Here is a 25,040-nt window from a genome sequence, read left to right on the forward strand (position 1 = left end):
CACTAACGATAAACTGGCAACGAATCGACTGATGTATTGCTCTTTTTGCTTTGTATTGATGACACCAAACGCAATGTAATTGCGACCAACCCTTATATTGAGAACGGTAAAACATGACCTATAAATTAGCCACATATCTTTTGATAGCAATACTGTTTGCTAGTCAATCGTTCGCGGTTAATGGTATGAATTGCTTTACCATGCATGACAAAGAAAGTGTTTTACCCATGGTAAAAATGTCCGATGGGACCACCTACCGTGACGCAGCTAACGACCCTTGCATGATGCAAATGAGCAATGATGAACCGCCTATGACACAAGGTGTCGGCATGAACATGGATTGCTGTGAGCAAAACAGCGCTGAGTCATGCCACTGTCCGATTGCTGCTTGTGGAGTGTTTACGCTTATGTCAGCACAATCCGATTTTGCTAATAACCTACCCGAAGATAAAATTTCAGACCGGTTATTTTCTATTCCAAGTCTTTTTCCTGCCAAATTACAACGCCCTCCAATAAACGGTTAAGACGAGTAATTGGGCCTTTTAAGGCGCATTTATCCCATTTAACCGAGAAAGCCATGCTTTATTGCTGGGCTTTTTCATTTTAAACAGATCTATTTTTCGTATCGAATCATGCTCGTCGATAAATAGCTCGAATATACCTGTAGAGAGTAATAATGATATTGGCTAACGTTAAAAGCCGTGTGCCCAGTGCGCTAAGTATTGCCGTTTGCTCGGTATTGACCTGTAGCATACTCGCATTAAGTCCCCAAAGTCGGGCAATGAGTTTGCAGCAGGCGGTGCTACAAGCCCAGCAACATGATCCTTGGCTTACTGGTAGTGATGAGAAGGAGCATGCGCTTACCGCTCAAGGTGCAGCTGCAGATACCTTACCAAATCCTGAATTTTCCCTTGGTATGTTGAATGTACCCAGTGATGGCTTTGCCTTTAATCAAGAGCCAATGACACAATTCAAGCTAGGGGTTAAACAAATGTTCACTCGAGGTGACAGCCGGGCGATCACCCGCCAGCACTTTGATGAGCTTGCTGCGCAACAACCTTTGCTGCGCCAAGACCGCTTAGCCCAAGTAAAACTTAATGTGACTTTGTTATGGCTCGATCTATATACGGCTAAACAAAGTGTTGGGCTTTCAATCAAGCAACGAGATTTGCTCGAGCAGCTTATTGATATTGCTCAGACCCATTATGCCGCCGTCTATACAAGTGGCCAAAAGAATCTCACGCAGAACGATGTGCTCGCTGCACAATTAACCTTAGCTCGGCTAGATGATCGTATCGCTGAGCTACGAACGCGCCAGGGCACAGCACTGGCTAATTTATGTCAATGGTTGTTAAAAGAGCCTGACAACAATAAACACGATCCCTCAGTTGTTATTGCGGCTCGGTTTGAAGAGTGTGATGTGGATGACACAACGGGATCGACATTGCCTAGGTTAATGCCATTACCTATGTTAGCCAGTGTAGACAGAATCGATCGTCACGCTATTGCGCAATTGTTGTCTCAGCATCCAAGAATGAAAGCCTTAAATCAAGGCATAGCGGCTAGTGATAGCGACGTACAATTAGCAAAAAGTCAATACGCGCCCCAGTGGGGGGTTAATGCCAGTTATGCTTATCGTCAAGACGATGATGCAAACCGCAGTCGTGCTGATTTTTGGTCGGTTGGTATTAGCGTGGATATGCCTATTTTTTCATCGGTCAAACAAGATAATTTACTGGCTGCATCACATCATCAAAAAGAAGCCTTACGCACAGATTATCGCTTACAGTTGCGAGAAATGTTGGCTCAAGTTGATAGCTTGCACGGCCAGTATAGGTCGTACACTCGACGTATTGCTCATTATGAACAGGTGATCCTAGGTAACATTGCTGCACAAAAACAAGTCTCTATGGCTAACCTCAGTCACGACTATGGCAGCTTAAGCCAAGCAACCGAGGTGGCGATAATTGAACTCGATGCTCGTCTCGAGCAGCTTAACCTGATGAATAAACAACAGAGAACCCAAGCAAAAATACAATATTTTTTACCTGCGCAAAATCAAAACATTAACGTTTCATCCCAAAGCGACACGTTTAAAGCTGGATCACCAAGCTTTAAGGGCGTGATGTCAACGGAACAAGTTAGCGCTCAACCCTCAGAAATCAATCAGGAACGTCACCCATGAAAACAGTCATTTACATTGTCGGCGCGTTTATTTTAGGAGGCCTTATTACCACTACGCTTTATCTTCAGTTTGCTGTTGAGAACGATTTTGGTACGAAGGCGAACATGAGCCCTGGAGTAAAGGGCAACCAATCTCAAAGTGAACCCTTGTATTGGGTCGCCCCAATGGATCCCAATTTTCGCCGGGACAAACCCGGTAAATCGCCCATGGGCATGGCGTTGATACCTTTTTATGATGAAAAAAGTGACGACAATGATATGAGCGCACAAGCTGGTGCAGTAAAGGTTTCACCCAATGTGATCAATAACCTTGGTGTGCGCACGGCACGTGTCCGCTTGGCTACGCTCAATAACACCATACATACCGTGGGTTACATCGGTTACAACGAAGACACGATAGTGCACATGCACCCTCGCGTAGAGGGCTGGGTAGATGCCTTGTACGTCAGCACCGCAGGGGAAGCTGTCACCAAGGGCCAAAAGGTCTACGGTATTTATTCTCCACAATTGGTGAGTGCCCAAGAGGAATATTTATTAGCGAAGAAGCGCGATAATCGAGTGCTGATTGATGCCGCCCGCCAGCGTTTGCACTCGCTACATATGCCTGACAAAGCCATGGAAGAACTGCAAAATAGCAATAAAGTGCTGCAAAGCGTGACCTTTTATGCACCGCAATCCGGGGTATTAGAGCACTTAAAAATCCGTCACGGATTTTATGTTAAACCCGGGGATACTTTGATGTCGATAGCGAGCTTAGATGAAGTGTGGGTTGAGGCTGAGGTATTTGAGCAGCAAGCAGCTTTGCTTGAAGTTGGGTTACCGGTGACAATGAATGTGGCTTATCTGCCGGAACAACAATGGCATGGCGAATTAGATTACATATATCCGTCACTTGACAAAACCACGCGAGCCTTACGCGTACGATTACGTTTTGAAAATTTACAACGTCAGCTAAAGCCCAATATGTTTGCTGACATTAGGATTGATGGCAAAGCTAGTGAACCCACGTTGCTTGTTCCACGTGAGGCGGTTATACGAACAGGTCGCCAAGACCGCTTAGTATTGGCGCTTGGAAAAGGCTATTTCAAATCGGTCGAGGTCAAATTAGGTCGCATGAACAGTGACTTTATCGAGATTGTGCAAGGCTTAGAAGCGGGTGATGAAATTGTCACTTCGGCACAATTTTTATTGGACTCGCAAAGCAGCATTTCCTCTGATTTTATACGCATGGACCATGATAACGCTGCGTCTGCTCTATCAGAGAAATCTGAAACTATCATAGGTGATATGGAAAGTATGAATGGCATGAATCAAAACGAATCTATGTCAAACATGAAGCATGATGCACAAAATATGGCACATTCGGTGACGCAGCAAGCGACGGTAAAAGGTACCGTCAACAAAATCGACTACGCATCAGGTTTGGTCAATATTAGCCGGGGTCCAATTAAAAAGTGGGGCCGCGGACCTGATACCATGGATTTTATTTTCAGTGACCAGCTTAGCCCCGCGGTTATTAAAACCTTACTGCCCAAAAGTGAAATGACCTTTACGTTCGAAATAAAAGACGGAGAATTTATCGTTACCTCATTCACGTTAATGACTAAGGACACACAATGATAGCGCATATTATTCGATGGTCAGTGACCAATCGGTTATTGGTGCTACTTGTTACTGCCATGGTGGTGGCGTTAGGCCTGTTTAGTGTCAAAAACACCCCGGTGGATGCGATCCCTGACTTGTCAGACGTGCAGGTGATTATTAAAACCAGTTACCCAGGACAAACCCCCCAAGTTGTGGAAGATCAGGTCACGTATCCACTGACTAGCGCTATGTTGTCAGTGCCCGGCGCGACTACTGTGCGCGGATTTTCGTTCTTCGGTGACTCCTACGTGTATATCATTTTTGATGACGATACCGATCCCTATTGGGCGCGTTCTCGCGTACTAGAGTATCTGTCCCAGGTAAGTTCCAGTTTACCTGCTCAAGCAAAATCTGAACTAGGTCCGGATGCAACTGGCGTTGGCTGGGTGTACATCTACGCCCTAAAAGATGAAAGTGGCCGCCATGACTTAAGTGAACTGCGGTCATTACAGGATTGGTTTTTAAAGTTTGAACTGCAAACTGTGCCCGGTATTTCAGAGGTGGCAGCCATAGGCGGAATGGTCAAGCAATATCAGGTGGTCGTCGACCCGAACAAACTTCGGGCCTTTAACGTACCCCTGAGCCTAATTCAAACCGCTATTCAAGCAGGTAATCAAGAGGTAGGAGCGTCTGTAATCGAGATGGCCGAAGCGGAATATCTAGTCTCGACCAATGGTTATATCGAAAAAAGCGAAGATCTTGCCCGTATTCCTTTAGGTTTTAACGACAACGGGGTGCCAGTGTTATTGCGCGATGTGGCAGACATTCGGCTTGGGCCTAAAATGCGCCGAGGTATCGCGGAGCTTAATGGGGAAGGCGAAGTAGTTGGTGGTATTGCCGTTATGCGTTTCGGTGAAAACGCGCAAAAAACCATAGAAGCTTTTAAAGAAAAGCTCGAAGTGCTGAAACAAGGGCTGCCTGATGGTGTTGAGATTGTGCCCGTTTATGATCGTTCCGAGTTGATTGATAGTGCGGTTGAACATTTATGGACAAAATTGTTAGAAGAGCTATTCATCGTGGGGTTGGTGTGCGCAGTATTTCTATTTCATATACGTTCATCGCTCGTGGCCATCATCAGCTTACCACTGGGTATATTGATTGCGTTTATTATCATGTATTGGCAGGGGATCAACGCTAATATCATGTCGCTAGGGGGGATTGCCATAGCGATTGGTGCCATGACAGATGGTGCCATCGTCATGATAGAAAACATGCACAAACATATGCAAGACACAGAACTCACCGAGAAAAATCGCTGGGAAATTGTGATCAAGTCCGCATCTGAAGTGGGCCCTGCGTTATTCTTTAGCCTGCTTATTATCACGGTCAGCTTTTTGCCGGTATTTATGCTTGAAGCTCAAGAGGGCCGAATGTTTGCACCGTTGGCGTTTACCAAAACCTATGCCATGGCAGCATCAGCAGGCTTAGCGATTAGCGTTGTACCTGTGCTAATGGGCTACGCCATACGGGGCAAAGTTATCAGTGAGCATAAAAATCCAGTCAATCGGGCGTTGGTAGCGCTGTATATGCCGCTATTGAAGCAGGTGTTGAATTATCCCAAAAGCACTTTGCTTGGGGCGTTTATTATTGCGCTAGTGGGGTTTTATCCCCTTAGCGAAATTGGCAGTGAATTTATGCCCCCTTTAGATGAGGGCGATTTAATGTACATGCCGTCGACTTATGCTGGGGTGTCGGTTGGCAAAGCACGGGAGATCCTACAGCAAACTGATAAGCTCATTCGCAGTGTTCCTGAAGTCAAAAATGTGTTTGGTAAAATTGGCCGGGCCGATACAGCGACCGATCCGGCGCCGCTGACCATGATAGAAACCTTTATTCAATTTAAGCCACAAGATCAGTGGCGCCCGGGAATGACTAAGGCGGATGTGCGCAAAGAGTTAGAAAATACGGTTAACCTGCCGGGTTTAACAAATGCGTGGGTCATGCCGATTAAAACCCGTATTGATATGTTGGCAACGGGCATAAAAACCCCTGTGGGTATTAAGGTGGCGGGTGAAGATTTGGCGGTGATCCAGCAAATTGGTCAAAATATTGAGCGGCTACTCACCCCCATGCAGGGTTCGGCGTCCGTTTATGCAGAGCGCGCTGTGGGTGGACGATACATTAAATTGGATATCGACCGAGAAGCAGCAGCGCGCTACGGCTTGAGCGTGAGTGCAATTCAACAAGTGGTCTCCATGGCTGTAGGGGGAGTCAATGTTGGTGAGTCGGTAGAAGGACTGGCGCGTTACCCGATTAACGTTCGTTATCCTCAAGCATATCGAAATAGCCCAGAGCAATTGAAGATATTGCCTATAGTCACAAAAAACGGTCAGCATTTGACCTTAGGTGATGTGGCAAAGGTGTATATAGATGACGGACCCGCGGCGATTAAAAGCGAAAATGCACGTTTAAACGGATGGATATTTATCGATATTGCGGATATCGATGTGAGTCATTATGTGCAAAATGGCAAAAAGTTACTGCAGGAGAAATTAACGCTACCGCCAGGGTACAGCGTGACTTGGGCGGGGCAGTATGAATATATTGAGCGGGCCAAAGAAAAGCTTAATTATGTTATTCCCCTCACTCTGGCCATCATAGTGTTATTGCTTTATCTTAATTTTAAACGCTTTGCTGAGGTGGCGATCATTTTGGGTACGTTGCCATTAGCCATGATAGGGGGGATTTGGCTAGTGTATTTGGCCGATTTTAACCTGTCTGTGGCCGTGGGGGTGGGCTTTATTGCTCTGGCAGGCGTGGCGGTTGAAATCGGCGTGATCATGTTGGTGTATTTGAATCAAGCGTATGAACAATTATGCAAGGAGGAGTTAGGAAAAGGTGGTCAACTTTCCATTGATAAATTACGCCACAGCGTAATGCAAGGGGCAGGGTTAAGAGTACGCCCTGTCATGATGACGGTGGCCACAGTGATCATAGGTTTGTTACCTGTAATGTATGGCAGTGGCACCGGATCTGAAGTAATGAGTCGTATTGCCGCGCCTATGGTGGGCGGGATGGCTAGTGCACTAGTGCTCAGTTTGCTCGTTGTACCTGTCGTGTATTTCTTGTGGCGCAAACGCGAGGCTAAATTCATCCTATAACTGATAGTACAATCAGCGCCTAAACGAATGATAAAGCATTGTACTTTCGATCAACCTAAGTGACCGCTTCAATGGGGCTTAGGTTGATTCTTTGTTTAATCCATTTCCCTTCTTGGTATGTGTACGAAAAATACCGTGCCGTTTTATCCTAACAACATTAGGCACATGTCTAATGTCATCTCCGTTATCAAACAGCTTTTGACATAACCTTCTGTTTCAATGCAATCAATATAATTTGGTGCAATCTTTGCTGCATACATAGACAAAAGGCATTTTCATCATTTCAATACACCTGCCTGTTTTGTTTAACTATTTGTTTTAATAGAATTTTATTCTTTTATTTATATTCTATTAATTATGTTATTCGGTAATTTTTACTTAGTGAGCGGTAATATTGCCCAAAAAAGTAATGCTTGTTTAGCGGCAATGTGACGGCCTGATACTTTAGATTGCCTGAGTCAATAAAGGAGATACAAAGTGCCATTAATAAAACATAGCAGCACGACGAATCGCACAATGATCAAGTTGATTATGGTGTTGGTTAGCTGTGTGTTTTATGCCGCCGATGCCTTTGCATGTCATCATACTGACGAGGCTATGTTTGCTGGGCAAGTCCAAACGTTTGAAAGTCAAGTTGCTGTCGAAGGGCTTTCCAAAATGACGCTCAGATTAAAAGTACCGTCGTTGGAGAACCGTCGTTTTTTACCGTCCCTCAATGCTCACACCGAAAATCCTGTGAAAGGCAGTACTAAGTCGCTGCAGCATCAACATTCCGGGCAGCCCATGCAAGACTGCTGTGAGGGACAGTGTAATTGTACTGGGGGGATGTGCGCACATTTTGCTATTATTCCCAGTCATATCACCTTCGAACCAATGAATGAGAGCATTGAGATAACAGAATCAATATCTGATTACCTTTCAGCACATTTCTCACGGGATCTTCGCCCTCCGATACCCAGCTAATTTTAGTTGTGGCGTTGATTTTTCATGCCATTACGTTTTCAGCTTATCCCCCATGTTAATAAAGCGCGTGTCAGTACGGTATTACGTTTTGTCCGGCCGACACGCCTAAAGTTAGAAAAAAACAGGAGTGAGTAATGTCTCATTATATAAAATTTTTGGCCATGATAGTCACATCTACGGTGGTTATGTTTGGATTAATGTATTTGAATACCTATGCCTTTGGGCACGTATTCTTCAGTGAAACTCGAGTCTACATGGCCATTTATATGGGCGCTGCCATGGCAATCATTATGCTGCTATTCATGCTCAAAATGTACAGCAACAAAAAAGGCAATATCGCTATTTTTGTTGTTAGCACATTGATTTTTGTGTCATCTCTTTACCTAGTGCGCTCACAAGATACCATCGACGATAGCGCATGGATGAGCGCCATGATCCCCCATCATTCCATTGCAATATTGACCAGTGAGCGGGCCAATATCGAAGACTATCGAGTGCGCCAATTAGCGGATGACATCATTAAGGCTCAGCGACGTGAAATTAAGGAAATGCAATGGCTGCTCGACGATATTCGGGTCAATGGAGTAGCCCAAGATAGGGCTGGCGCTGAACATCGCCCAGTGCCTAAATTTAACGTCAATTTATAGTTCGATTTTTACCCTGTATTGACGAGGCCGTTAATACAGGTGTTATTTAAGTGTTTAAATAAGGGAGAAGAACATGAGTAAAACAGCCAGTCTATATCGTATGGTCACGCCTGAGCACATCTGTCCTTTTGGTCTTAAGTCCAAAGATCTGCTCGAGAGAAAAGGGTTTGAAGTACAAGATCATACATTAACAACACGTGAAGAAGCCGATGCCTTTAAAGCAAAACATGACGTTGAAACTACACCACAAACGTTTATCGATAATGAGCGGGTAGGAGGGTACGATGAGCTGCGCAGTTATTTTGGCAAGCCGCCTGCCGCGCCTCAAGGGAAAACGTACACACCCGTCACCTCCATATTTGCAATGGCGTTTGTTCTCGCCATTGCATTTTCCTATCATGTCGGCCAAGGCGCTGTCATGCAAAACATCTTTTCAATGCGCACTTTGGAGGTCTTTGTTGCGTTGAGCATGAGTGTGTTGGCAGTGCAAAAACTGCGTGATTTAAACAGTTTTTCAAATCAGTTTATTACCTACGATTTATTTGCCATGAAGGTGGTGCGTTATGCCTACGTGTATCCGTTTGCTGAAGCATTTGCAGGTATAGGTATGATAGCGGGGCTCCCTGCGTGGCTAGTCGCACCGGTATCACTTTTTATCGGTACAGTGGGCGCCGTGTCGGTGATTAAGGCCGTTTACATAGATAAACGAGACCTGAAATGCGCTTGCGCAGGCGGTGATACCAATGTGCCATTGGGTTTTGTCTCTTTGACAGAGAATCTGTTTATGATTGCAGCGGGGATCTGGATGTTCGTTCGCTAATCACGCATGGCGCACAATGTATGGTGGCTTTAACACCACCTGTTTGTCAGGCCCTCATATTACTGATCAAACGCGACCGGTTATACGGGGCCAGACAAATAGGGATTTGAAAGACTTGCCTAGCGCTTCAATACGATGCGATATTTCACATCACCCACACGAAGCCGCTCAAGCGCCTGGTTGATTTCGTCGAATGAGTAGGTTTCGATAACCGGTTTTATGTCATGCAGTTTGGCGAATTCAAGCATTTTTGCAATGGTGGCAGGACTACCTACCGGGGAGCTAGAAACACTACGCTGTTGTGACATTAACGAAAAAACGCTGATTTTTAATGGTTCGGTTATCGCGCCAACAAAATGCAAACGACCCCGCGGTGCAAGCGTGCTGATGTAAGCTTCCCAATCCAGCGTAACGGCGACGGTAGATATAATGAGGTCGAATTCCCCCGCGGCTTGTTTAATTTGTGCTTTGTCCCGTGAGTTAATCACGTGGTGGGCGCCCATCGACTTGGCTTCTTGTTGCTTTGCTTCGCTGGACGTAAATGCAGTCACTTCACATCCCCATGCATTGAGAAACTGCAAAGCTAAGTGCCCTAAACCACCAATACCGATTACGGCGACTTTATCTGTAGGTTTAATCGCAAATTCACTCAAGGGATTAAATACCGTGATTCCGCCGCAAAATAATGGCCCAGCCGATGCGAGATCGATCCCATCCGGAATAACGACCACTGCACTTTCCTGCGCGCGCACTTTGTCGGCAAAACCGCCATGATGGCCGACAATGGTCGGTCGCGCTTTTGCACATAAATTATGATCGCCTGTGTCACACTGACGACAATGATCACAATAACCAGCATGCCAGCCTAAACCGGCAACTTGGCCTATTCTAAGGCTTTTGACCTCACTGCCGATCTGACGGATGGTACCAACGACTTCGTGACCGCCAACAACAGGATATTGACTAAACCCCCATTCATTGTCGATAACGCTTAAGTCACTGTGGCAGACACCGCAATACATAACGTCAAGTTCAACTTCATTGGGCTTGAGTTCGCCAGGATCATATTCGAAAGGGGTGAGTTGACCTTTTGGTTCGTGTGCTGCGTAAGCTTTTATCATGGGGGATTCCTCAACAAATTTTAATCATCATACACAGTGTGCGATTAGACGTGCTAATCACAATCAAAATTTGCATCACAACAATTGATAGTCACTCAGCACAGTAGCTTATATATCACTAACGAATTGCTTGTCAGTGATATAACTAACTGGATTGATGTTAGGCTGCTTTTTGAGCCTGCTTTGTATATTGACTGACCTGAGCTAAATATTGGTTTATTTCGCTGTCTTTTAACCAAGCCACCTTAAATGAGTTTTCTACCATGGTGACGATATCCTGTGCACTGAATTGCCCCTCTTTTTGTAATTCTATAAAGTTTTCGTTCAAGTAGGCACGAAAGTATGCCGGATCGTCAGAGTTAATTGTGACCAGTATATTGTGTTCAAGCATCTGACGAATTTCCGCTGAGGTTAATGACTGGACCACAAAGCGATTCGAGATCGGACATACGGTTAACCCGAGTTTTTTTTGTTTGATTTTTTCAAGCAACACAGGGTCTTGCAGCGCATTCACGCCGTGATCGATACGGTCAACCTGTATCTCATCTAAACACTGCTCGATATGGTTTAAGGTATTTAGCTGGTTCACATCGCAGTGCATGGTGAGTTTAAGATCGAGGGCGCGGGCTTTAGCAAATACCTCAGCGAATTTTGTTGGCGGGTTATCCCTTTCGTTCGAATCTAGTCCTACCCCGACTAACCAAGGTAAATAAGGCATGGCGAGTTTGAGGTGCTCCATTGCAGATTCCGCGCTTAGCTCGCGCAGAAAGCACATGATTAATTGACTGTTTATCCCCAGCTTTTGCTCAGCATCGAGCTGTGCTTTGTGAATTCCTGTGATAATAGTCTCAAAGCTAACACCACGACTTGTATGGGCTTGAGGGTCGAAAAAAAGCTCGGCATATACAATGTTTTCACTGGCTGCTTTAACTAAATAATCCCAGGTAAGTTGGTAAAAATCACTTTCGTTAATCAGCACATTCATGCCAGCGTAATAGATTTTTAAAAACGATGGGAGATCATGAAAATCATAGGCCGCAACTAATTGCTCGGGCGTTTTGTACTCCAGCGGAATATTATTCTTTGTTGCTAACGCAAAACTGAGTTCAGGTTCAAGTGTGCCCTCAAGATGAACATGAAGCTCTGCTTTTGGCATTTCACTGATGAATTGTTGCATATCTAATGGTTGGCTGTGCAATGGATTAATCCTTTTCGATAATTTTGATTAAGTAGCAAACTGATTATATATACAGAACACCAGAGCAAAGTTCATGCCCAAGAAATACCAGTGTAAACTTGGCATTTTTATGGCGCTTGTTGACTAAAATGGATAGTAACGCGGGACCCGTGCACCAGAATAGTTTAAATCGCAACACTTTGCGCAAAACTGGTGCACTGTTTTGGTTGGGGGAATGCGTGCCTTAATAGGGATACACTTGACTGTTACTTTTGCTTGTTTGACAACCATTTTAGCAACTTTTGCTCGTCGTTTACCGTTAGAAAAATCGTGTCGTGCAGAGCCTGATTAATCGTTAACGTGAGCTGCTTGAGTCGTTGATGACGAAGAACAAACATAACTAAGTCGCTGCTTTCAGGGAAGTGGTCATAGATATCAAGTAAGTTTGTGTTTGTTAGCTGCCAGTCATTCAGACTAATCAGCTGATCGCCCACCTGAAGGCCTGCGTGAAAAGCAGGTGTATTTTCGCTTACTTGGGTGATGATGACGCCGGTATCTGCTGCTTTATAGGCTGCACCAAAATGATTAGGCCTTGTGCGAGTTGCAGGTTTACCACCAATATCATTCGCATCAACCCGTGGACGACGTTGCAGGCTTACACCAAATGTCTCCAATAGACTTTGTACCGGTAAGTCTTTGTTTGTATACAGGGCATCGTGCATGAATGACTGTAAAGGCAGTTCAAATTCCACGAGTATAATTTGCTGAATTATATCGTCTGGGGTACCCACATCAATTTTGCCATGATGTTGCCACAGATAGCGCATAACATCATCCAGACTACGTTTGTGCTGGCTTGTTAAGCGAATTTGTAAGTCGAGACAAAGAGCGATGACAGCCCCTTTTACGTAATAACTCACTATGTTATTGATTGCACTGGCATCTTGTTGATAGAACTTGGTCCAAGCATCAAAGCTTGATTCGGTGACCGTTTGCTTATGACGACCGATATTGCGCTCTAAACGGGTTAACGTTTGACCCAGTACCTCAAGGTAGCTGCTAACATCCGTTACCTGACTGCGAGCTAAACTCATATCATCATAATAACTGGTAAAGCCTTCGTAGATCCATAATTGCGGGGTGTACGCTTCTTCAGCAAGAGTACTTGATTTAAGTACGGCAGGCCTAGTGCGCTTGACGTGCCAGGTGTGCAAAAATTCATGGCTACACAAACTCAAAAACGTACGATAACCGTCAGGCATATGATCCGCTTGGGCGATGCTGGGTAAATCGTCACGGCTATACAATAACGCTGTGGATGACATGTGCTCCAAACCACCAAAATCCTTACCGGTGAGCATAGTGATAAATAAATATCGGTCAATGGGAGGTACATCATTGAACAGAGCAAAGTGATGTGCGCACAGCGCCCGTAAGTCCTTGGCGATACGCTGGGTATCGCTGCGATGTCCACCTGCAAGTATGAGCTCGAAATGGCAGGTATGCGCCGGTGGCATTCCTTTTTCTAGTGGGGTGCGGTTCAGGGGAGTAACGACATCAAAGGGGACAATGTCGTATTCACCCAATAGGATAGGATGATCAATAAGCTCATTGTAATCAGCGGCAAGGTAATCACCAAAATCATGATGTAGTGTGTTATTCGCCACGGGTAATGTGGTGGCTACACGCCAGTTTGAGCACTGTGCTTGTTTGGGCTTCATCAGCGTTATCCCGCAGGGCTGGTTGCGATGTTCCTCTACCGCTAAAAAAGTACTGGTGCCGTTGAAAAAGGCGAAGTCATCAAATACGTATGCGCTACGCACCGAAAGGTCAAAGGCATAAATACGATAATGGACCTTTATTGGACCGGACGTAGGGGGCAGTTGCCAAGTTTGCTTGTCATTTTTTCGCAGCGTTAACTGAACACCCTGTTCGTCCTCAGCGTGGATTTGTACGATATTTTTCGCAAAATCACGGATCATGTAACTGCCTGGTATCCAAGCGGGAAGTGATAATACGTGCCCCTCAGAAGAGGGTAAATCAATGTGCAGCACCACCCCTAAAATGTGACCAGCAAGAGATGAAACGTCAAGGGTATAATGAATAGCAGCAGAGTGTTGAGACATGAGCAGCAACCTTAAAAACACGAAGATGATGGGAATTTTCAGTCATCTTAGCGATAACTTTTTCGAAAACACTTTATATTCAGGTGAATTTTACGTTAAATGAACTGATTAGACATACCTTTGTTTTAGATTTTACAGGATATCTGACTCTTGCCACATAACTCTGGTTTATCAAGCGATGATTTATTTAAATTGCGTTCCATGCGTCCAGGTATGGTCGTTGATTTGCAGATCCATTCACCGACGTTAAAAAGACGGGTTAAAACGGAATTTGTTGGCATTGATGGCAACCGTAACCTGATTTTCCGCTTTCCTGATGAAAGTAAGTGGGCAGGGTTAGGAGGGGCGATTTACATGAACAATAGTATGATTGTGCGCTGTATCTTGGAAGATGAAACCGGAGAAATTGTCGCGTTTAAAGTCAAAATTACCATTGTTATAACCAAGCCGTCTAAGCTGGTTTTTACCTCCTTTCCCGAAAGTATACAAAGTCATGGACTAAGAGCCGAACAGCGAGCACAAACACGCATTGCCGCCATGATTATTGATACTCAAGAGCGCAGTCATATTGTTCCGTGTTTGGTACGGGATATATCAAATCAGGGCTGCATGATCAGTATTGGTCGCGACGCCAAAGGTGTGCGACCAGCCATTGATCAAGAACTTGAATTGCTTATCCCTAATTCACAAGGAGACGATATTAGTCTGTCAGGTTACGTGCGTAACAAAAAAGAGGATGATACTCGTCAATATTTTGGGATCCAATTTTGTGCCGAAGAAAATGATGTGGCTAAGCTTTTATCGCAACTACTGATCAATAATGACGTCCCTTGAGCAAGCCAAAAGGTCAATAGACGAAAGTTCGGGTTTTAGGTATGCTCAATATATTGCTGTTAATAAATTGTTAAAAGAAGAGCGAGAACTTACATGCGCCGCATAGAGTTGCTGTTAAACGAATATGGCCACAGTCATACTAATAAACTGAATATCTTTATTCACGCCGTTGCGGTTCCCGCAATATATTTCGTGACATTGGGTTTATTGTGGTCAGTCCCTCGGCCTGAAGTATTGCTGCATTTTGATGTGACTTGGGCACACATAGCAGTGGTCCCTATGCTTTATTACTACTTTAGATTATCCGGCCCCATTGGGGCCGCAATGACATTGCTCAGTGTTGTGGCGCTATATGGCATTATGTTACTTGAAGGAACACGTTACGAAGTCTGGGAAGTCTGCTTAACTTTATTTGTCGTGATGTGGATATTGCAGTTTATTGGTCACAAAATAGAAGGCAAAAGCCCATCTTTTTTCAAGGATGTGCAATTTTTATTAGTCGGTCCTGCATGGTGGTGGGTGCATTGGCTTAAGCGCATGAACATTCCTTATTAAACAAATTTTGTCCCCGTTTGCTGGCTAATATGCGATAAACGGGGAAGGGCACACGCCCAACTGTAAGACCTTAGCCAACCTTTCTCGTATAATTGTATTTCATTGAATTTTAATGGTATTCCTGTAATGAAGTGGCAAGCTTTATTTGACACCCGCGAACGTATGTTTTGGACTCTACACACCTTGGGGTGGGGTGGATTTGCGGTAATCTATTACATCGGTTCTTTCTTGCATGATATGCGTAGCGTTTGGCTGTTTGTCATTATTTTAAATGCTTACGCGGGTTGGTTGCTTACTATTCCCCTTCGTTATATTTATGCCAGAGCCATGAAGCTCAGTCCACTAAAAATGCTGACAGTCGTAGTGGTCAGCATATACATTGTTGCTCTGATGTGGGCATTGGTTAAAAACGTCAATTATTGGGAAATATACAAAAAAGGTTACCGTCCTGAAGAGTGGTATATGTATTTCACTAACACGGTAAATTCATTGATCATGATTGGCTGTTGGACCGGTTTGTATTTCGGTATTAAGAACTATCAGATGTTGCTAAAAGAAAAGCAAAACAGTCTGCGCGCCTCTACTATGGCGCATCAAGCACATATTAAAATGTTACGTTATCAGCTAAACCCACATTTTTTGTTTAATACATTAAACGCGATTTCGACCCTTATTCTAATGAAAGAAAATAAAACTGCCGAAGCGATGGTAAGTCGGCTAAGTGATTTTTTACGTTATTCGTTAGATAAAGATCCGATCAAAAAAGTCCCTCTTCGACAAGAGATAGAGGCGCTTAAGCTTTATTTGGAAATTGAAAAAGTGCGCTTCGAAGATCGTTTGACGGTGATTTGGGATATTCAGCCCAATGCAAATGATGCACTGGTCCCCAGCCTAATATTGCAGCCGCTGATTGAAAACGCCATTAAATATGCTATTTCAAAATTAGAAGATGGAGGCTGTATAGCGGTATCCGCTAAGGTATTTGGGCGAGATATGATGTTGGAAGTCACTGACAACGGCCCGGGAGCAGATTTAGACAACGGCCAAATGTACCGTGCTAATGGGGTAGGCTTACAAAATATCCAAGAGCGATTAGCCTCGTTATACAAAAATGATTTTTCGTTTAGTATCTCTAATAGCCAACCTTCTGGTATAAAAGTGTGCATTCGTATTCCATTTGAAACGCAAGAAGCCCCACATGAAGATTAATACTGTCATCATTGATGATGAACCCCTTGCTCGCAAGGGACTCGCGATGCGTTTGGCTGAGTTCAATGAGTTAAATGTTGTGGCCCAATGTAAAAACGGTATTGAAGCCGTAGCCTTGATCCCGCAACTACGACCTGACCTCATTTTCTTAGATATTCAAATGCCGGGCTTAAATGGATTTCAGGTAATCAATAAGTTACGCGAACTCAATCAGCCTGTACCCATGGTTATTTTTGTGACTGCTTATGACACCTACGCCATTAAAGCTTTTGATGCCCATGCCCTTGATTATGTTTTAAAGCCTGTTGATGAGCGCCGATTGCGAGTCGCAGTAGACAAAGTGATTAAGCACGTCTCGTTAAGCAGCGAATCAGATCACAAACAGACGTTAGCGCAGTTGGTTGCCGATTTTACCGGCGATGATTGCGAAGATATTTTACGCCGCTTAGCGATAGGTGAATCGATCAGCACCACGCAATACGCTGATGTGTTAGCCATTAAAGATGGTACAGAAGTGACTCGCGTTGAGCTGGCAGACATTCAGTGGATTGATGCTGCGGGAGACTACATGTGTGTGCACGCGTTAGAGCAAACACATATTATGCGCCGCACGATGAAAGAGCTTGAAGAAGAATTGGATCCACGTCTATTTGTACGTATACATCGCTCGGCGATCGTAAACATTAAGTTTGTACAAAAATTGGTTAGCCATATTAGCGGCGAATACCACTTAATTTTGTCAAACGGCACTGAGCTAAAAGTGAGCAGAAGCCATCGGGATAACGTTAAGGCCATGATTAACGGCTAACGCTTTTTTAACTAATCCAAATAATATTAACGACTTACCATCAGTAACTGGTTATATTCCAATGACTAGCTGAGGAAGTGTCGGCGCTTCCTTTAGTCAAAGTTAACGAGATTACGATGAAAAAATACCTGCTACTTTTTAGCGTCCTAAGTATATTACTGACAGGGTGCAGTTCTAAATTTGCCTATAACAATATCGATTGGTTGATGTATTGGTATATCGATGATTATGTCGAGTTGGACAAACGTCAAAAATCATTGCTTGATGGCCATGTCGATCAGTGGATGACATGGCATCGTCAAGAGGAATTAAGCGAATATAAAGCACAGCTTGAACACATTAAATGGCAACTGTCACAAGAGACGATCAGTGCTCAACAATGGGGGCAACAGTTCGATAATGCGAAGCTACATTGGGTGCGCGTTCGCGACCATGTTAGCCCTGAATTGGCGCACCTTGCTCCTCATTTGAGCGATGAACAGGTCAACACAATGTTTGCTGAATTAGAAAAACAAAATCAAAAACGGATTGAAAAACACCAACGTAAAAATTTCGAACAACGCTTAACAGAGAATATCAAAGACACACAAGAAAACGCCCGGGAATTTATCGGCAAGTTAAGTCCGGAGCAAAAAAACATCATAGTGACGTATACGGATAAATTTCAAAGCAGTTTTGATTTGTGGATGACGTACCGGCAGCGCATTCAGCAGGCAGCACATGGGATGTTACTAAAAGAACGCAGCAAGCCTGATTTTGCGCAAAAATTTCTAACATTATTAACCCATCCTGAAGCTTATCAGGATGAGGGGCTGGCGTTGGTGTCTGCTCATAATAATCAGGTATACGCCGCTATGCTTGCAGCGTTAACGACATCCTTAAGCCCTAAACAAAAACGTAAAGCCATGGATGAGCTGCAAGACATTATTGATGATATTTCCGACTTACAAGAAGATTAATTAGTAATGCATGACTCGAATAAACATTGGTATGGCTTTAGTTTGTCATTGCTCACGGCGGTTATGTGGGGAGTATTACCGGTGTTTATCAAGCTTTGTTTGCAAGTAATGGATGCCCCAACCATTACCTGGTATCGCTTTTTGGTTGCCGGTATATTTGTCTTTGTTGTTTTAGCCAAGCAGCGCGCGTTACCCGTTATGCGCAGCTTTGCTTCGTATTTTGGCGTGTTGACCGTGCTCGCGACGCTGTTTTTGGTACTCAATTATGTGGGCAATGTAAAAGGGTTGGAATACTTAAACCCTGAAACGTCACAAGTAGTGATGCAGCTTGCGCCATTTTTATTAATGGTTGGCGGTATCGTGTTTTTTGCTGAACGTTTGTCTGGCATTGAAAAAATTGGAGCCCTGTGCATTTTCGCCGGTTTGTTACTGTTTTTTAACGACCGACTCGACACTGTATTTGGTGCCTTGAACCAATTTAATACAGGTATCATGTACGTGATTGGTGCTGCTGCCACTTGGGCTGTCTACGCCTTATTACAAAAGCCGTTGTTGCGAGTGTTCACTGCTAGGCAGTTAACCATGACAATATATCTACTGGGTATGGTGCTGTTATTGCCCTTTATTCAACTTGATCAATTACTGAAAATGACAGCGCTACAGTTTGCCGCTCTTGTGTTTTGCTGCGTGAATACCATAGTCGGTTATGGCGCATTTACCGAAGCACTTAGTGTGTGGCAAGCGTCAAAAGTTAGTGCGGTTATCGCCCTTGCGCCTATTTTTACCTTTATCAGTATGTGGTGTGCCGTGGCCTGGTTACCAGAGCATTTTGTCATGAGCGAACTAGACCTATGGGCGTACGTAGGGGCCGGTGTAGTAGTGTGCGGTTCTATGTTGACTTCTTTGGGCCGAGCCAAATAGCGCCTTAATCTTTTTAGTGTGGCTCGCGTTGTGGGGCCACACTAAAAATAGCTTTAAAATTCTGTCTTTTCTTGGGGTAACCAAGCACCTGCGTTAACCAGTTCGCACAAAAGGTGAACCCAAAAATGATTAACTGACAGCGGCGTGGCATCGTCACCTTCTATATTATACTGCCAACTGGGCATTTTTAGCATTTTACGCACCTCTGTCACATGTTTTGCCGGGGCAAAGTACGCTTGACCCTCAATAAATATTTCTAAGGATTGTGCAGGGTCATGCTTGGCTAAATAGATGGGCCGAATGCCAGGCTGACGTTCGAAAACAGTGTGTTGATCAAACAAGGTAAGGATCTCTTCCAGCGAATAATCTGGGTTGTGCTGGGGATCATATCCTTGATTTAATTGCGTATCACTAAAGTGGCAACTCAACCAGCGGTCGAATTTGGGCGAATCGATGACTTCGTGCAACATAGTTCTAAAACTGTTTATTTCTGATGGGGCCAATTCACTGGGATCGCGTCTCGGCGTTAGATTCTCATCTTGATAACGCTTTTTAAATAGGCCCAAATCGATGCTGTAATCTGCCAATGAAGATAATAAGTCTTGCTGGGTAGGGGCTCTAAAGCCTACCGAATAGTTCATGCAATCTTCAAGAGCGACGCCGTTATGGGGGCAGCCTGCTGGGATATAGATCATATCTCCTGGTAACAGAACTTCGTCTATCGTAGGCTCGAATTCGGTAATTTGGGTCAAGTCAGCATGGGGACGATAAGTAGAATACTCACCTTTTTCACCTGCTTTCCAGCGACGGCTACCCTTGCCTTGAATAATAAATACATCATATTGGTCAAGGTGTGGACCCACACCTGCGCCTTCGTTTGAAAAGCTAACCATTAGGTCATCTAAGCGCCAATAAGGGATGAAATTAAACATGCGGATCAATGCATCAGCATCACTAATATGTTGATCAACACTTTGTACTAATAAACTCCATCGACCCTGACATGCCTGTTCAAAGTCATTTATCGGCCCATGCTCAACCTGCCAGTTCGGCGAAGTGTAAGAGACAACCCGTGAATCGATTCTCGGGTCTTGGGCTAACCCGGCAAGTTCATGCTCGTCTAATGGGTCGACAAATTTAGCAAAGGTCCGTCTAAAAACGGCGGGGCGTTTTTGCCAGTGGTAGTCTAAGAATATCTCAGGGTCAAAATTATCAAATACATACATCGTAAATACAGCCCTTGTGCAGAAAATGGTTAATTGTGTGCTTGGTTTACTTTGCAAGATAGGATTTTTACTTTTCACCCAGTAACCAATAAGTTTGGATTTGGCCTAAACCTTTGACTGATATTTCACCCCTAGCACAGAAGTGAAATTTATGTTTCGCCATCTCGTAAGTAAATTGGGTAACCTGAATCCGATCACCGAGACCATGGCTTTCCATGCGAGCGGCAAGGGTAACAGCTTCGCCCCACAAATCGTAACAGAATTTGCTGCGCCCAATGACACCAGCAACCACTTCTCCGGAACCGATACCTATACGTAATCCGGTTTTTAGTTGGTATTTGCTTTGTAACGAAGCGAATGCGTGTTTGGCAGCCAGCGCATAAGCACAGCATTGCAATGCGTGGGAGCTATTAGCGTCGGGTACGCCGGCGGCAGCCATGTAGCCATCACCGATAGTCTTAATTTTTTCCAATCCGTGAAGCTGACTCAACTGATCAAACAGGCTGAAAATATCATCTAGCATGTCAACCAGCTCTTCGGGTTTCAATGTTTTTGCTGACAAACTGAAGTTTTCTAAATCTAAAAAACATATTGAAGCTTGCTCGTAATGATCGGCAATTTTACCTTCTTGCTGTTTTAAGCGCTGGGCGATCGATGCGGGCAAGATGTTTAGTAGTAAACGCTCTGAGCGTAGTCGAGCGATTGAAAGCTTGCTCTGTGTTCGAGTTACATTTCTGCCAATATGAAAACTTGTCAAGGTGCATGATAATGCGAGGAAACAGGCGCTCGAAATGCTTACCATTTGATGATATTCAGACAGCTTTTGTGGATTAATCAGCCAGACATAATAACCATCAATCAGTAAAAATACCGCCACGTGAAAGGTTATGCATGCCCACATGGTGAAACCTTGTGAAACGAAAATAAAGGGACAAACAAATATTCCTAAAAGCAGATAGTAATGTACATGCACATTGGCCTGCCAAATAAAGCTAGACCATGCAATATAGCTAATAAAAATAACGACCAGTGCCAATTTTGCCGTTCGTTGATATTGAGCCCAATTCAACAGGGGCACTAAAAATAACAGGGCGCTGTGGCTCAGTAATAACGTTAATTTGAATACGCCTCCGAAACGCCAGTAATAAATGGCGATAGGAATTTGCAGTACCAATACAAAAATAACCATCAGGCTTAGAATGTTACTGATACGTGTTGGGTTGATGTTGTTGGTAGCAGTAGGACGAATTCCGCACCAAATCCATGTGTGCAATATACGAGTGACCATGGGGCCTTCCTTTTGACCGTAGGTTGAATAGTATAGGTCAAAAATTCAGGATAGAAATTTAGGCAGTTTTAATTGAGCGTGTGAAGAGGCAAAAGGTTGATCGTTAGTTTGACGATTTCGTACAAATAGCCGCACCACATATAGGCGTAACGTTTATGGTTAGCTTATATGTGGCGCGCAGTATTAGGCGGAGAATTAGAGAGGCTAAATTAACCGTTTAAAGTTGTTCAACGAGCCCGATAGCTTGACCGATGTAATTTGCCGGAGAGAGCGCTTTTAGCTGTTCTTTTGCTTCATCAGGCAAGTCGAGGCCATCAATAAATTCAGCCATAATTTGTTGGTTTACTTTCTTCCCACGAGTGAGATCTTTTAATTTTTCGTACGGCTTTTCGATTCCGTAACGGCGCATGACAGTTTGAATCGGTTCTGCGAGTAATTCCCAGTTATTGTTTAACTCATCAAGTAAACTTTGCTCGTTAACCTGTAGTTTACTGATACCTTTTAACGTTGCTTGATATGCAATAATGGCATAACCGACGCCTACACCAAGATTGCGTAGAACGGTTGAATCGGTTAAGTCACGTTGCCAACGAGATACCGGTAATTTAGTGGCTAAATGGCCAAATAGTGCATTGGCTAAGCCTAAGTTACCTTCAGAGTTTTCAAAGTCGATGGGGTTAACTTTATGGGGCATGGTAGACGAGCCAATTTCCCCGGCAATGGTACGCTGTTTAAAGTGGCCGAGTGCAATGTAACCCCATACGTCGCGATTAAAATCGATAAGTATGGTGTTAAAGCGTGCCATTGCATCAAAAAGTTCTGCGATATAATCGTGGGGCTCTATCTGGGTAGTAAATGGGTTCAATGTCACCCCCAAGCTTGATACGAACTCATCGGCAAAGTTAGCCCAATCTACATTAGGGTAAGCAGATATATGAGCGTTGTAATTGCCCACTGCACCATTTACTTTACCAAGCAAAGTAACGTTAGCGATTTGATCACGCTGGCGTTGTAAGCGGTACATCACGTTTGCCATCTCTTTACCCATAGTGGTAGGAGATGCAGGTTGTCCATGGGTGCGGGCCATCATAGGGATGCGCTGATATTCTTTCGCTAAGCGCTTAAGCTCACTGATTAACTTATCACAGTAGGGTAAAATAACGCTATCGCGGGCTTCTTTTAGCATCAGCGCATGGGACATGTTGTTAATGTCCTCAGAGGTACAAGCAAAGTGAATGAATTCATTCACTGCGTTTAATTCTGCGTGTTGGGCTACTTGTTCTTTTAAGAAATACTCAACCGCTTTAACATCATGGTTAGTGGTACGTTCAATTTCTTTAATGCGGCTAGCATGGCTTTCGTCGAACTTAGCCACTATGTTGTCCAACAATGTATTCGCTTCAACGCTGAAAGCAGGAACTTGCTCAATTTGATTGGTAGCCGCTAATTTTTGCAACCAACGAACTTCAACTTGTACCCGGTATTTTAGTAAACCGAATTCACTAAAGATGCTTCGTAACTCAGCGGTTTTCTCTGCGTAACGTCCATCGACGGGGGATACGGCGGTTAATGCGGATAACTGCATGGAATGTGTGCTCCTAACGTGATTGGTTAATTTGCGCTGATGCTTGTTCAGCGCACACAAGGATGCGCTGCCTGTTAAATAAAATGTGCCGACGTTTACCGCCCAGTTGGCGCCACAATACGGCTGAGCGAACACCAGCCAACAGCAATGCTCGAACCTTGTGTTGGTTATCGCTCTGCTTGAGTAATTGCGGATCACCGGATACTTGAATTTTGGCTGTGATGGGGCTCACAATATCACTATAAATACTCGCCAGATTAGTTAACATCTGCTCGGCAAACAGATCAAGATGTAGCTGCTGGCGTTTAACGTGATTAATTCTGTCACCTAACTCGTTCAAGCGTTTGTTTGCTCGGCTGAGCTTACGTTCAATACTCAGTAAATTTGCGATATAGCGGGTAATTTCAGTGTCTTTAGGTTGAGCGCTATTACCAAGTTGCGCATAAAGCGTGTCGAAACCTATTTTTAAGTTGGATAACTGTCCGTAGACCTGCTCAGTATTGTCTGGTTCAGTAATAATAATACTTTCAATGCTGGCTTTAAAAGCCTGCTCATCACAGCTTCCATGTTTAGATACTTGTTTAACCAATGCCGCGGCTTGACAAACACCCGCAAGGGCAATGCATTTCTCAATTTCGTTGGTATTTACACTGTTTTTAGTCGAATTTTGCATTAACGAATGTAGCTCTCTATTATTCCGCCACCTAAACAGACTTCATCTGCGTAAAAGACTGCTGACTGACCCGGAGTGACTGCTTTTTGCGGTTTGTCGAATAAAACGGTAACGCTTCCGTCAGCATCGGGAGTCAGGGTACAAGGAATATCTTGTTGACGATATCGTGTTTTGACTGTGCATTTCACTGGCGACTGCGGGCCGTTGCGATCGACCCAGTGCAATTGATTGGCTATTAAACCATTAGAATAAAGGCGAGGGTGGTCTGCTCCTTGGCCAACGACTAAGACATTGCGTTGCATATCTTTATCCACAACATACCAGGGTTCTTCACCAAACTCTTTCATGCCCCCAATCATCAAGCCTTTACGTTGGCCTAAGGTGTGATACATCAATCCTTGGTGCTGGCCAATTTCTTGCCCTTCTGGGGTTTCTATTACGCCTGGTTGTGCAGGCAAGTATTGTGATAAAAAGTCGGTGAACTTGCGCTCGCCAATGAAACAAATACCTGTGCTGTCTTTTTTGTCATGGGTGATCAACCCTTGCTCTTGTGCGATTTCACGTACTTGTGGTTTTTCAATGTCGCCAATGGGAAATAATGTCTGGGCGACGTGTTGCTCACCCAGTGTATACAGGAAATAACTTTGATCTTTATTGTCATCCATACCGCGTAGCATTTGCCAGTGGCCATTGACTTGCCGACGGCGCACGTAGTGTCCAGTGGCAATATAGTTAGCTTCGAGTTCTTCAGCAGCGAACTCTAAAAATGCTTTAAACTTGATTTCTTTATTGCACATGATATCCGGGTTAGGTGTGCGTCCGGATTTATATTCTTCTAGAAAATACTCGAATACGTTGTCCCAATACTCAGCGGCAAAATTAATTTGGTGTAATTCGATACCAAGTTTATCTGCAACTGCCTGAGCATCTTTCAAGTCATCTGCAGCAGCACAGTATTCGTCATTGTCGTCTTCTTCCCAATTCTTCATGAAAAGGCCTTCCACTTGGTAGCCTTGTTGCAGCAAAATGTAGGCTGAAACGGAAGAGTCGACACCACCAGACATACCAACAATAACCTTTTTTTGGCTGTTGCTGGCTAACTCGGAGGCACTAAGGGAATGGACATAAGACATGATAAATAACAAAGTTTCTATAAAAATGGTGGCGAATATTAGCAAATATCAACGCACAGGTCATCT

Annotated in this window: 21 protein-coding genes; 13 read left to right on the top strand and 8 right to left on the bottom strand. The window is 44.2% G+C overall.

Annotated features, from left to right (window positions below; all coding sequences use genetic code 11):
* Positions 1-113 precede the first annotated feature (113 nt).
* The 7 genes from GPLA_RS22920 (at position 114) to GPLA_RS08535 (ending at position 9,359) form a co-directional block, all read left to right on the top strand.
* Positions 114-524: a hypothetical protein gene (locus GPLA_RS22920; RefSeq protein WP_007104463.1), complete on the top strand. Its 411-nt coding sequence runs from the start codon at positions 114-116 to the stop codon at positions 522-524.
* 152 nt (positions 525-676) lie between these two features.
* A complete protein-coding gene (locus GPLA_RS08510; RefSeq protein ID WP_007104464.1) occupies positions 677-2,185 on the top strand; it encodes a TolC family protein in 1,509 nt (502 codons plus the stop codon).
* Entirely contained in the window at positions 2,182-3,804 is a 1,623-nt protein-coding gene (locus GPLA_RS08515; RefSeq protein WP_007104465.1) for an efflux RND transporter periplasmic adaptor subunit, read from the top strand. The genes GPLA_RS08510 and GPLA_RS08515 overlap by 4 nt, the downstream gene beginning before the upstream one ends.
* Complete coding sequence (locus GPLA_RS08520; RefSeq protein WP_007104466.1) at positions 3,801-6,929, top strand: efflux RND transporter permease subunit; 3,129 nt, start codon at positions 3,801-3,803, stop codon at positions 6,927-6,929. Before GPLA_RS08515 ends, GPLA_RS08520 begins: the two co-directional genes overlap by 4 nt.
* A 477-nt stretch (positions 6,930-7,406) precedes the next feature.
* Complete coding sequence (locus tag GPLA_RS08525; RefSeq protein ID WP_040514259.1) at positions 7,407-7,892, top strand: hypothetical protein; 486 nt, start codon at positions 7,407-7,409, stop codon at positions 7,890-7,892.
* Positions 7,893-8,026: 134 nt separating this feature from the next.
* Positions 8,027-8,539: a DUF305 domain-containing protein gene (locus GPLA_RS08530; protein WP_007104470.1), complete on the top strand. Its 513-nt coding sequence runs from the start codon at positions 8,027-8,029 to the stop codon at positions 8,537-8,539.
* Positions 8,540-8,612: 73 nt separating this feature from the next.
* Complete coding sequence (locus GPLA_RS08535) at positions 8,613-9,359, top strand: glutaredoxin family protein (protein WP_007104471.1); 747 nt, start codon at positions 8,613-8,615, stop codon at positions 9,357-9,359.
* 119 nt (positions 9,360-9,478) lie between these two features.
* Here the strand turns inward: GPLA_RS08535 and ahr are convergent, their stop codons facing one another.
* The 3 genes from ahr to GPLA_RS08550 all read right to left on the bottom strand — a co-directional run bounded on the left by ahr (position 9,479) and on the right by GPLA_RS08550 (position 13,783).
* Entirely contained in the window at positions 9,479-10,480 is a 1,002-nt protein-coding gene (gene ahr / locus GPLA_RS08540) for an NADPH-dependent aldehyde reductase Ahr (protein WP_007104472.1), read from the bottom strand.
* A 160-nt stretch (positions 10,481-10,640) separates the two neighbouring features.
* Positions 10,641-11,678, bottom strand: a complete 1,038-nt coding sequence (gene add / locus GPLA_RS08545) for an adenosine deaminase (protein WP_007104473.1) — start codon at positions 11,676-11,678, stop codon at positions 10,641-10,643.
* A 245-nt stretch (positions 11,679-11,923) separates the two neighbouring features.
* Positions 11,924-13,783, bottom strand: coding sequence for a M61 family metallopeptidase (locus GPLA_RS08550; RefSeq protein ID WP_007104474.1), 1,860 nt, complete (start codon positions 13,781-13,783; stop codon positions 11,924-11,926).
* Between the two features lie 213 nt (positions 13,784-13,996).
* Between GPLA_RS08550 and GPLA_RS08555 the strand changes: the two genes are divergently transcribed.
* The 6 genes from GPLA_RS08555 (at position 13,997) to GPLA_RS08580 (ending at position 19,069) form a co-directional block, all read left to right on the top strand.
* On the top strand, positions 13,997-14,617 hold the full coding sequence (locus tag GPLA_RS08555) for a PilZ domain-containing protein (RefSeq protein ID WP_040514306.1): 621 nt from the start codon (positions 13,997-13,999) through the stop codon (positions 14,615-14,617).
* Positions 14,618-14,710: 93 nt separating this feature from the next.
* Positions 14,711-15,172: an Mpo1 family 2-hydroxy fatty acid dioxygenase gene (locus GPLA_RS08560; protein WP_007104477.1), complete on the top strand. Its 462-nt coding sequence runs from the start codon at positions 14,711-14,713 to the stop codon at positions 15,170-15,172.
* Positions 15,173-15,298: 126 nt separating this feature from the next.
* Positions 15,299-16,381 carry a sensor histidine kinase gene (locus GPLA_RS08565; protein WP_007104478.1) on the top strand — a complete coding sequence of 361 codons (1,083 nt, stop codon included), beginning with the start codon at positions 15,299-15,301 and terminating at the stop codon, positions 16,379-16,381.
* A complete protein-coding gene (locus GPLA_RS08570) occupies positions 16,371-17,189 on the top strand; it encodes a LytR/AlgR family response regulator transcription factor (RefSeq protein ID WP_007104479.1) in 819 nt (272 codons plus the stop codon). Before GPLA_RS08565 ends, GPLA_RS08570 begins: the two co-directional genes overlap by 11 nt.
* A gap of 116 nt (positions 17,190-17,305) precedes the next feature.
* Complete coding sequence (locus tag GPLA_RS08575) at positions 17,306-18,148, top strand: DUF6279 family lipoprotein (protein ID WP_007104480.1); 843 nt, start codon at positions 17,306-17,308, stop codon at positions 18,146-18,148.
* Positions 18,149-18,154: 6 nt separating this feature from the next.
* A complete protein-coding gene (locus GPLA_RS08580) occupies positions 18,155-19,069 on the top strand; it encodes a DMT family transporter (protein WP_007104481.1) in 915 nt (304 codons plus the stop codon).
* 53 nt (positions 19,070-19,122) lie between these two features.
* Here the strand turns inward: GPLA_RS08580 and GPLA_RS08585 are convergent, their stop codons facing one another.
* The 5 genes from GPLA_RS08585 to mnmA all read right to left on the bottom strand — a co-directional run bounded on the left by GPLA_RS08585 (position 19,123) and on the right by mnmA (position 24,974).
* The gene (locus GPLA_RS08585) at positions 19,123-20,373 is read right to left on the bottom strand and encodes a cupin domain-containing protein (RefSeq protein WP_226993073.1); all 1,251 of its coding nucleotides are present in this window, start codon (positions 20,371-20,373) and stop codon (positions 19,123-19,125) included.
* Entirely contained in the window at positions 20,363-21,583 is a 1,221-nt protein-coding gene (locus tag GPLA_RS08590; RefSeq protein WP_007104483.1) for an adenylate/guanylate cyclase domain-containing protein, read from the bottom strand. Before GPLA_RS08590 ends, GPLA_RS08585 begins: the two co-directional genes overlap by 11 nt.
* Positions 21,584-21,800: 217 nt before the next feature.
* On the bottom strand, positions 21,801-23,168 hold the full coding sequence (gene purB / locus GPLA_RS08595; RefSeq protein ID WP_007104484.1) for an adenylosuccinate lyase: 1,368 nt from the start codon (positions 23,166-23,168) through the stop codon (positions 21,801-21,803).
* Positions 23,169-23,181: 13 nt separating this feature from the next.
* A complete protein-coding gene (gene hflD, locus GPLA_RS08600; RefSeq protein ID WP_007104485.1) occupies positions 23,182-23,841 on the bottom strand; it encodes a high frequency lysogenization protein HflD in 660 nt (219 codons plus the stop codon).
* Entirely contained in the window at positions 23,841-24,974 is a 1,134-nt protein-coding gene (gene mnmA, locus GPLA_RS08605) for a tRNA 2-thiouridine(34) synthase MnmA (RefSeq protein WP_040514260.1), read from the bottom strand. Before mnmA ends, hflD begins: the two co-directional genes overlap by 1 nt.
* Positions 24,975-25,040: the final 66 nt, after the last annotated feature.

Origin of the sequence: Paraglaciecola polaris LMG 21857, from assembly GCF_000315055.1 — a bacterium.
Lineage (GTDB): Bacteria > Pseudomonadota > Gammaproteobacteria > Enterobacterales > Alteromonadaceae > Paraglaciecola > Paraglaciecola polaris.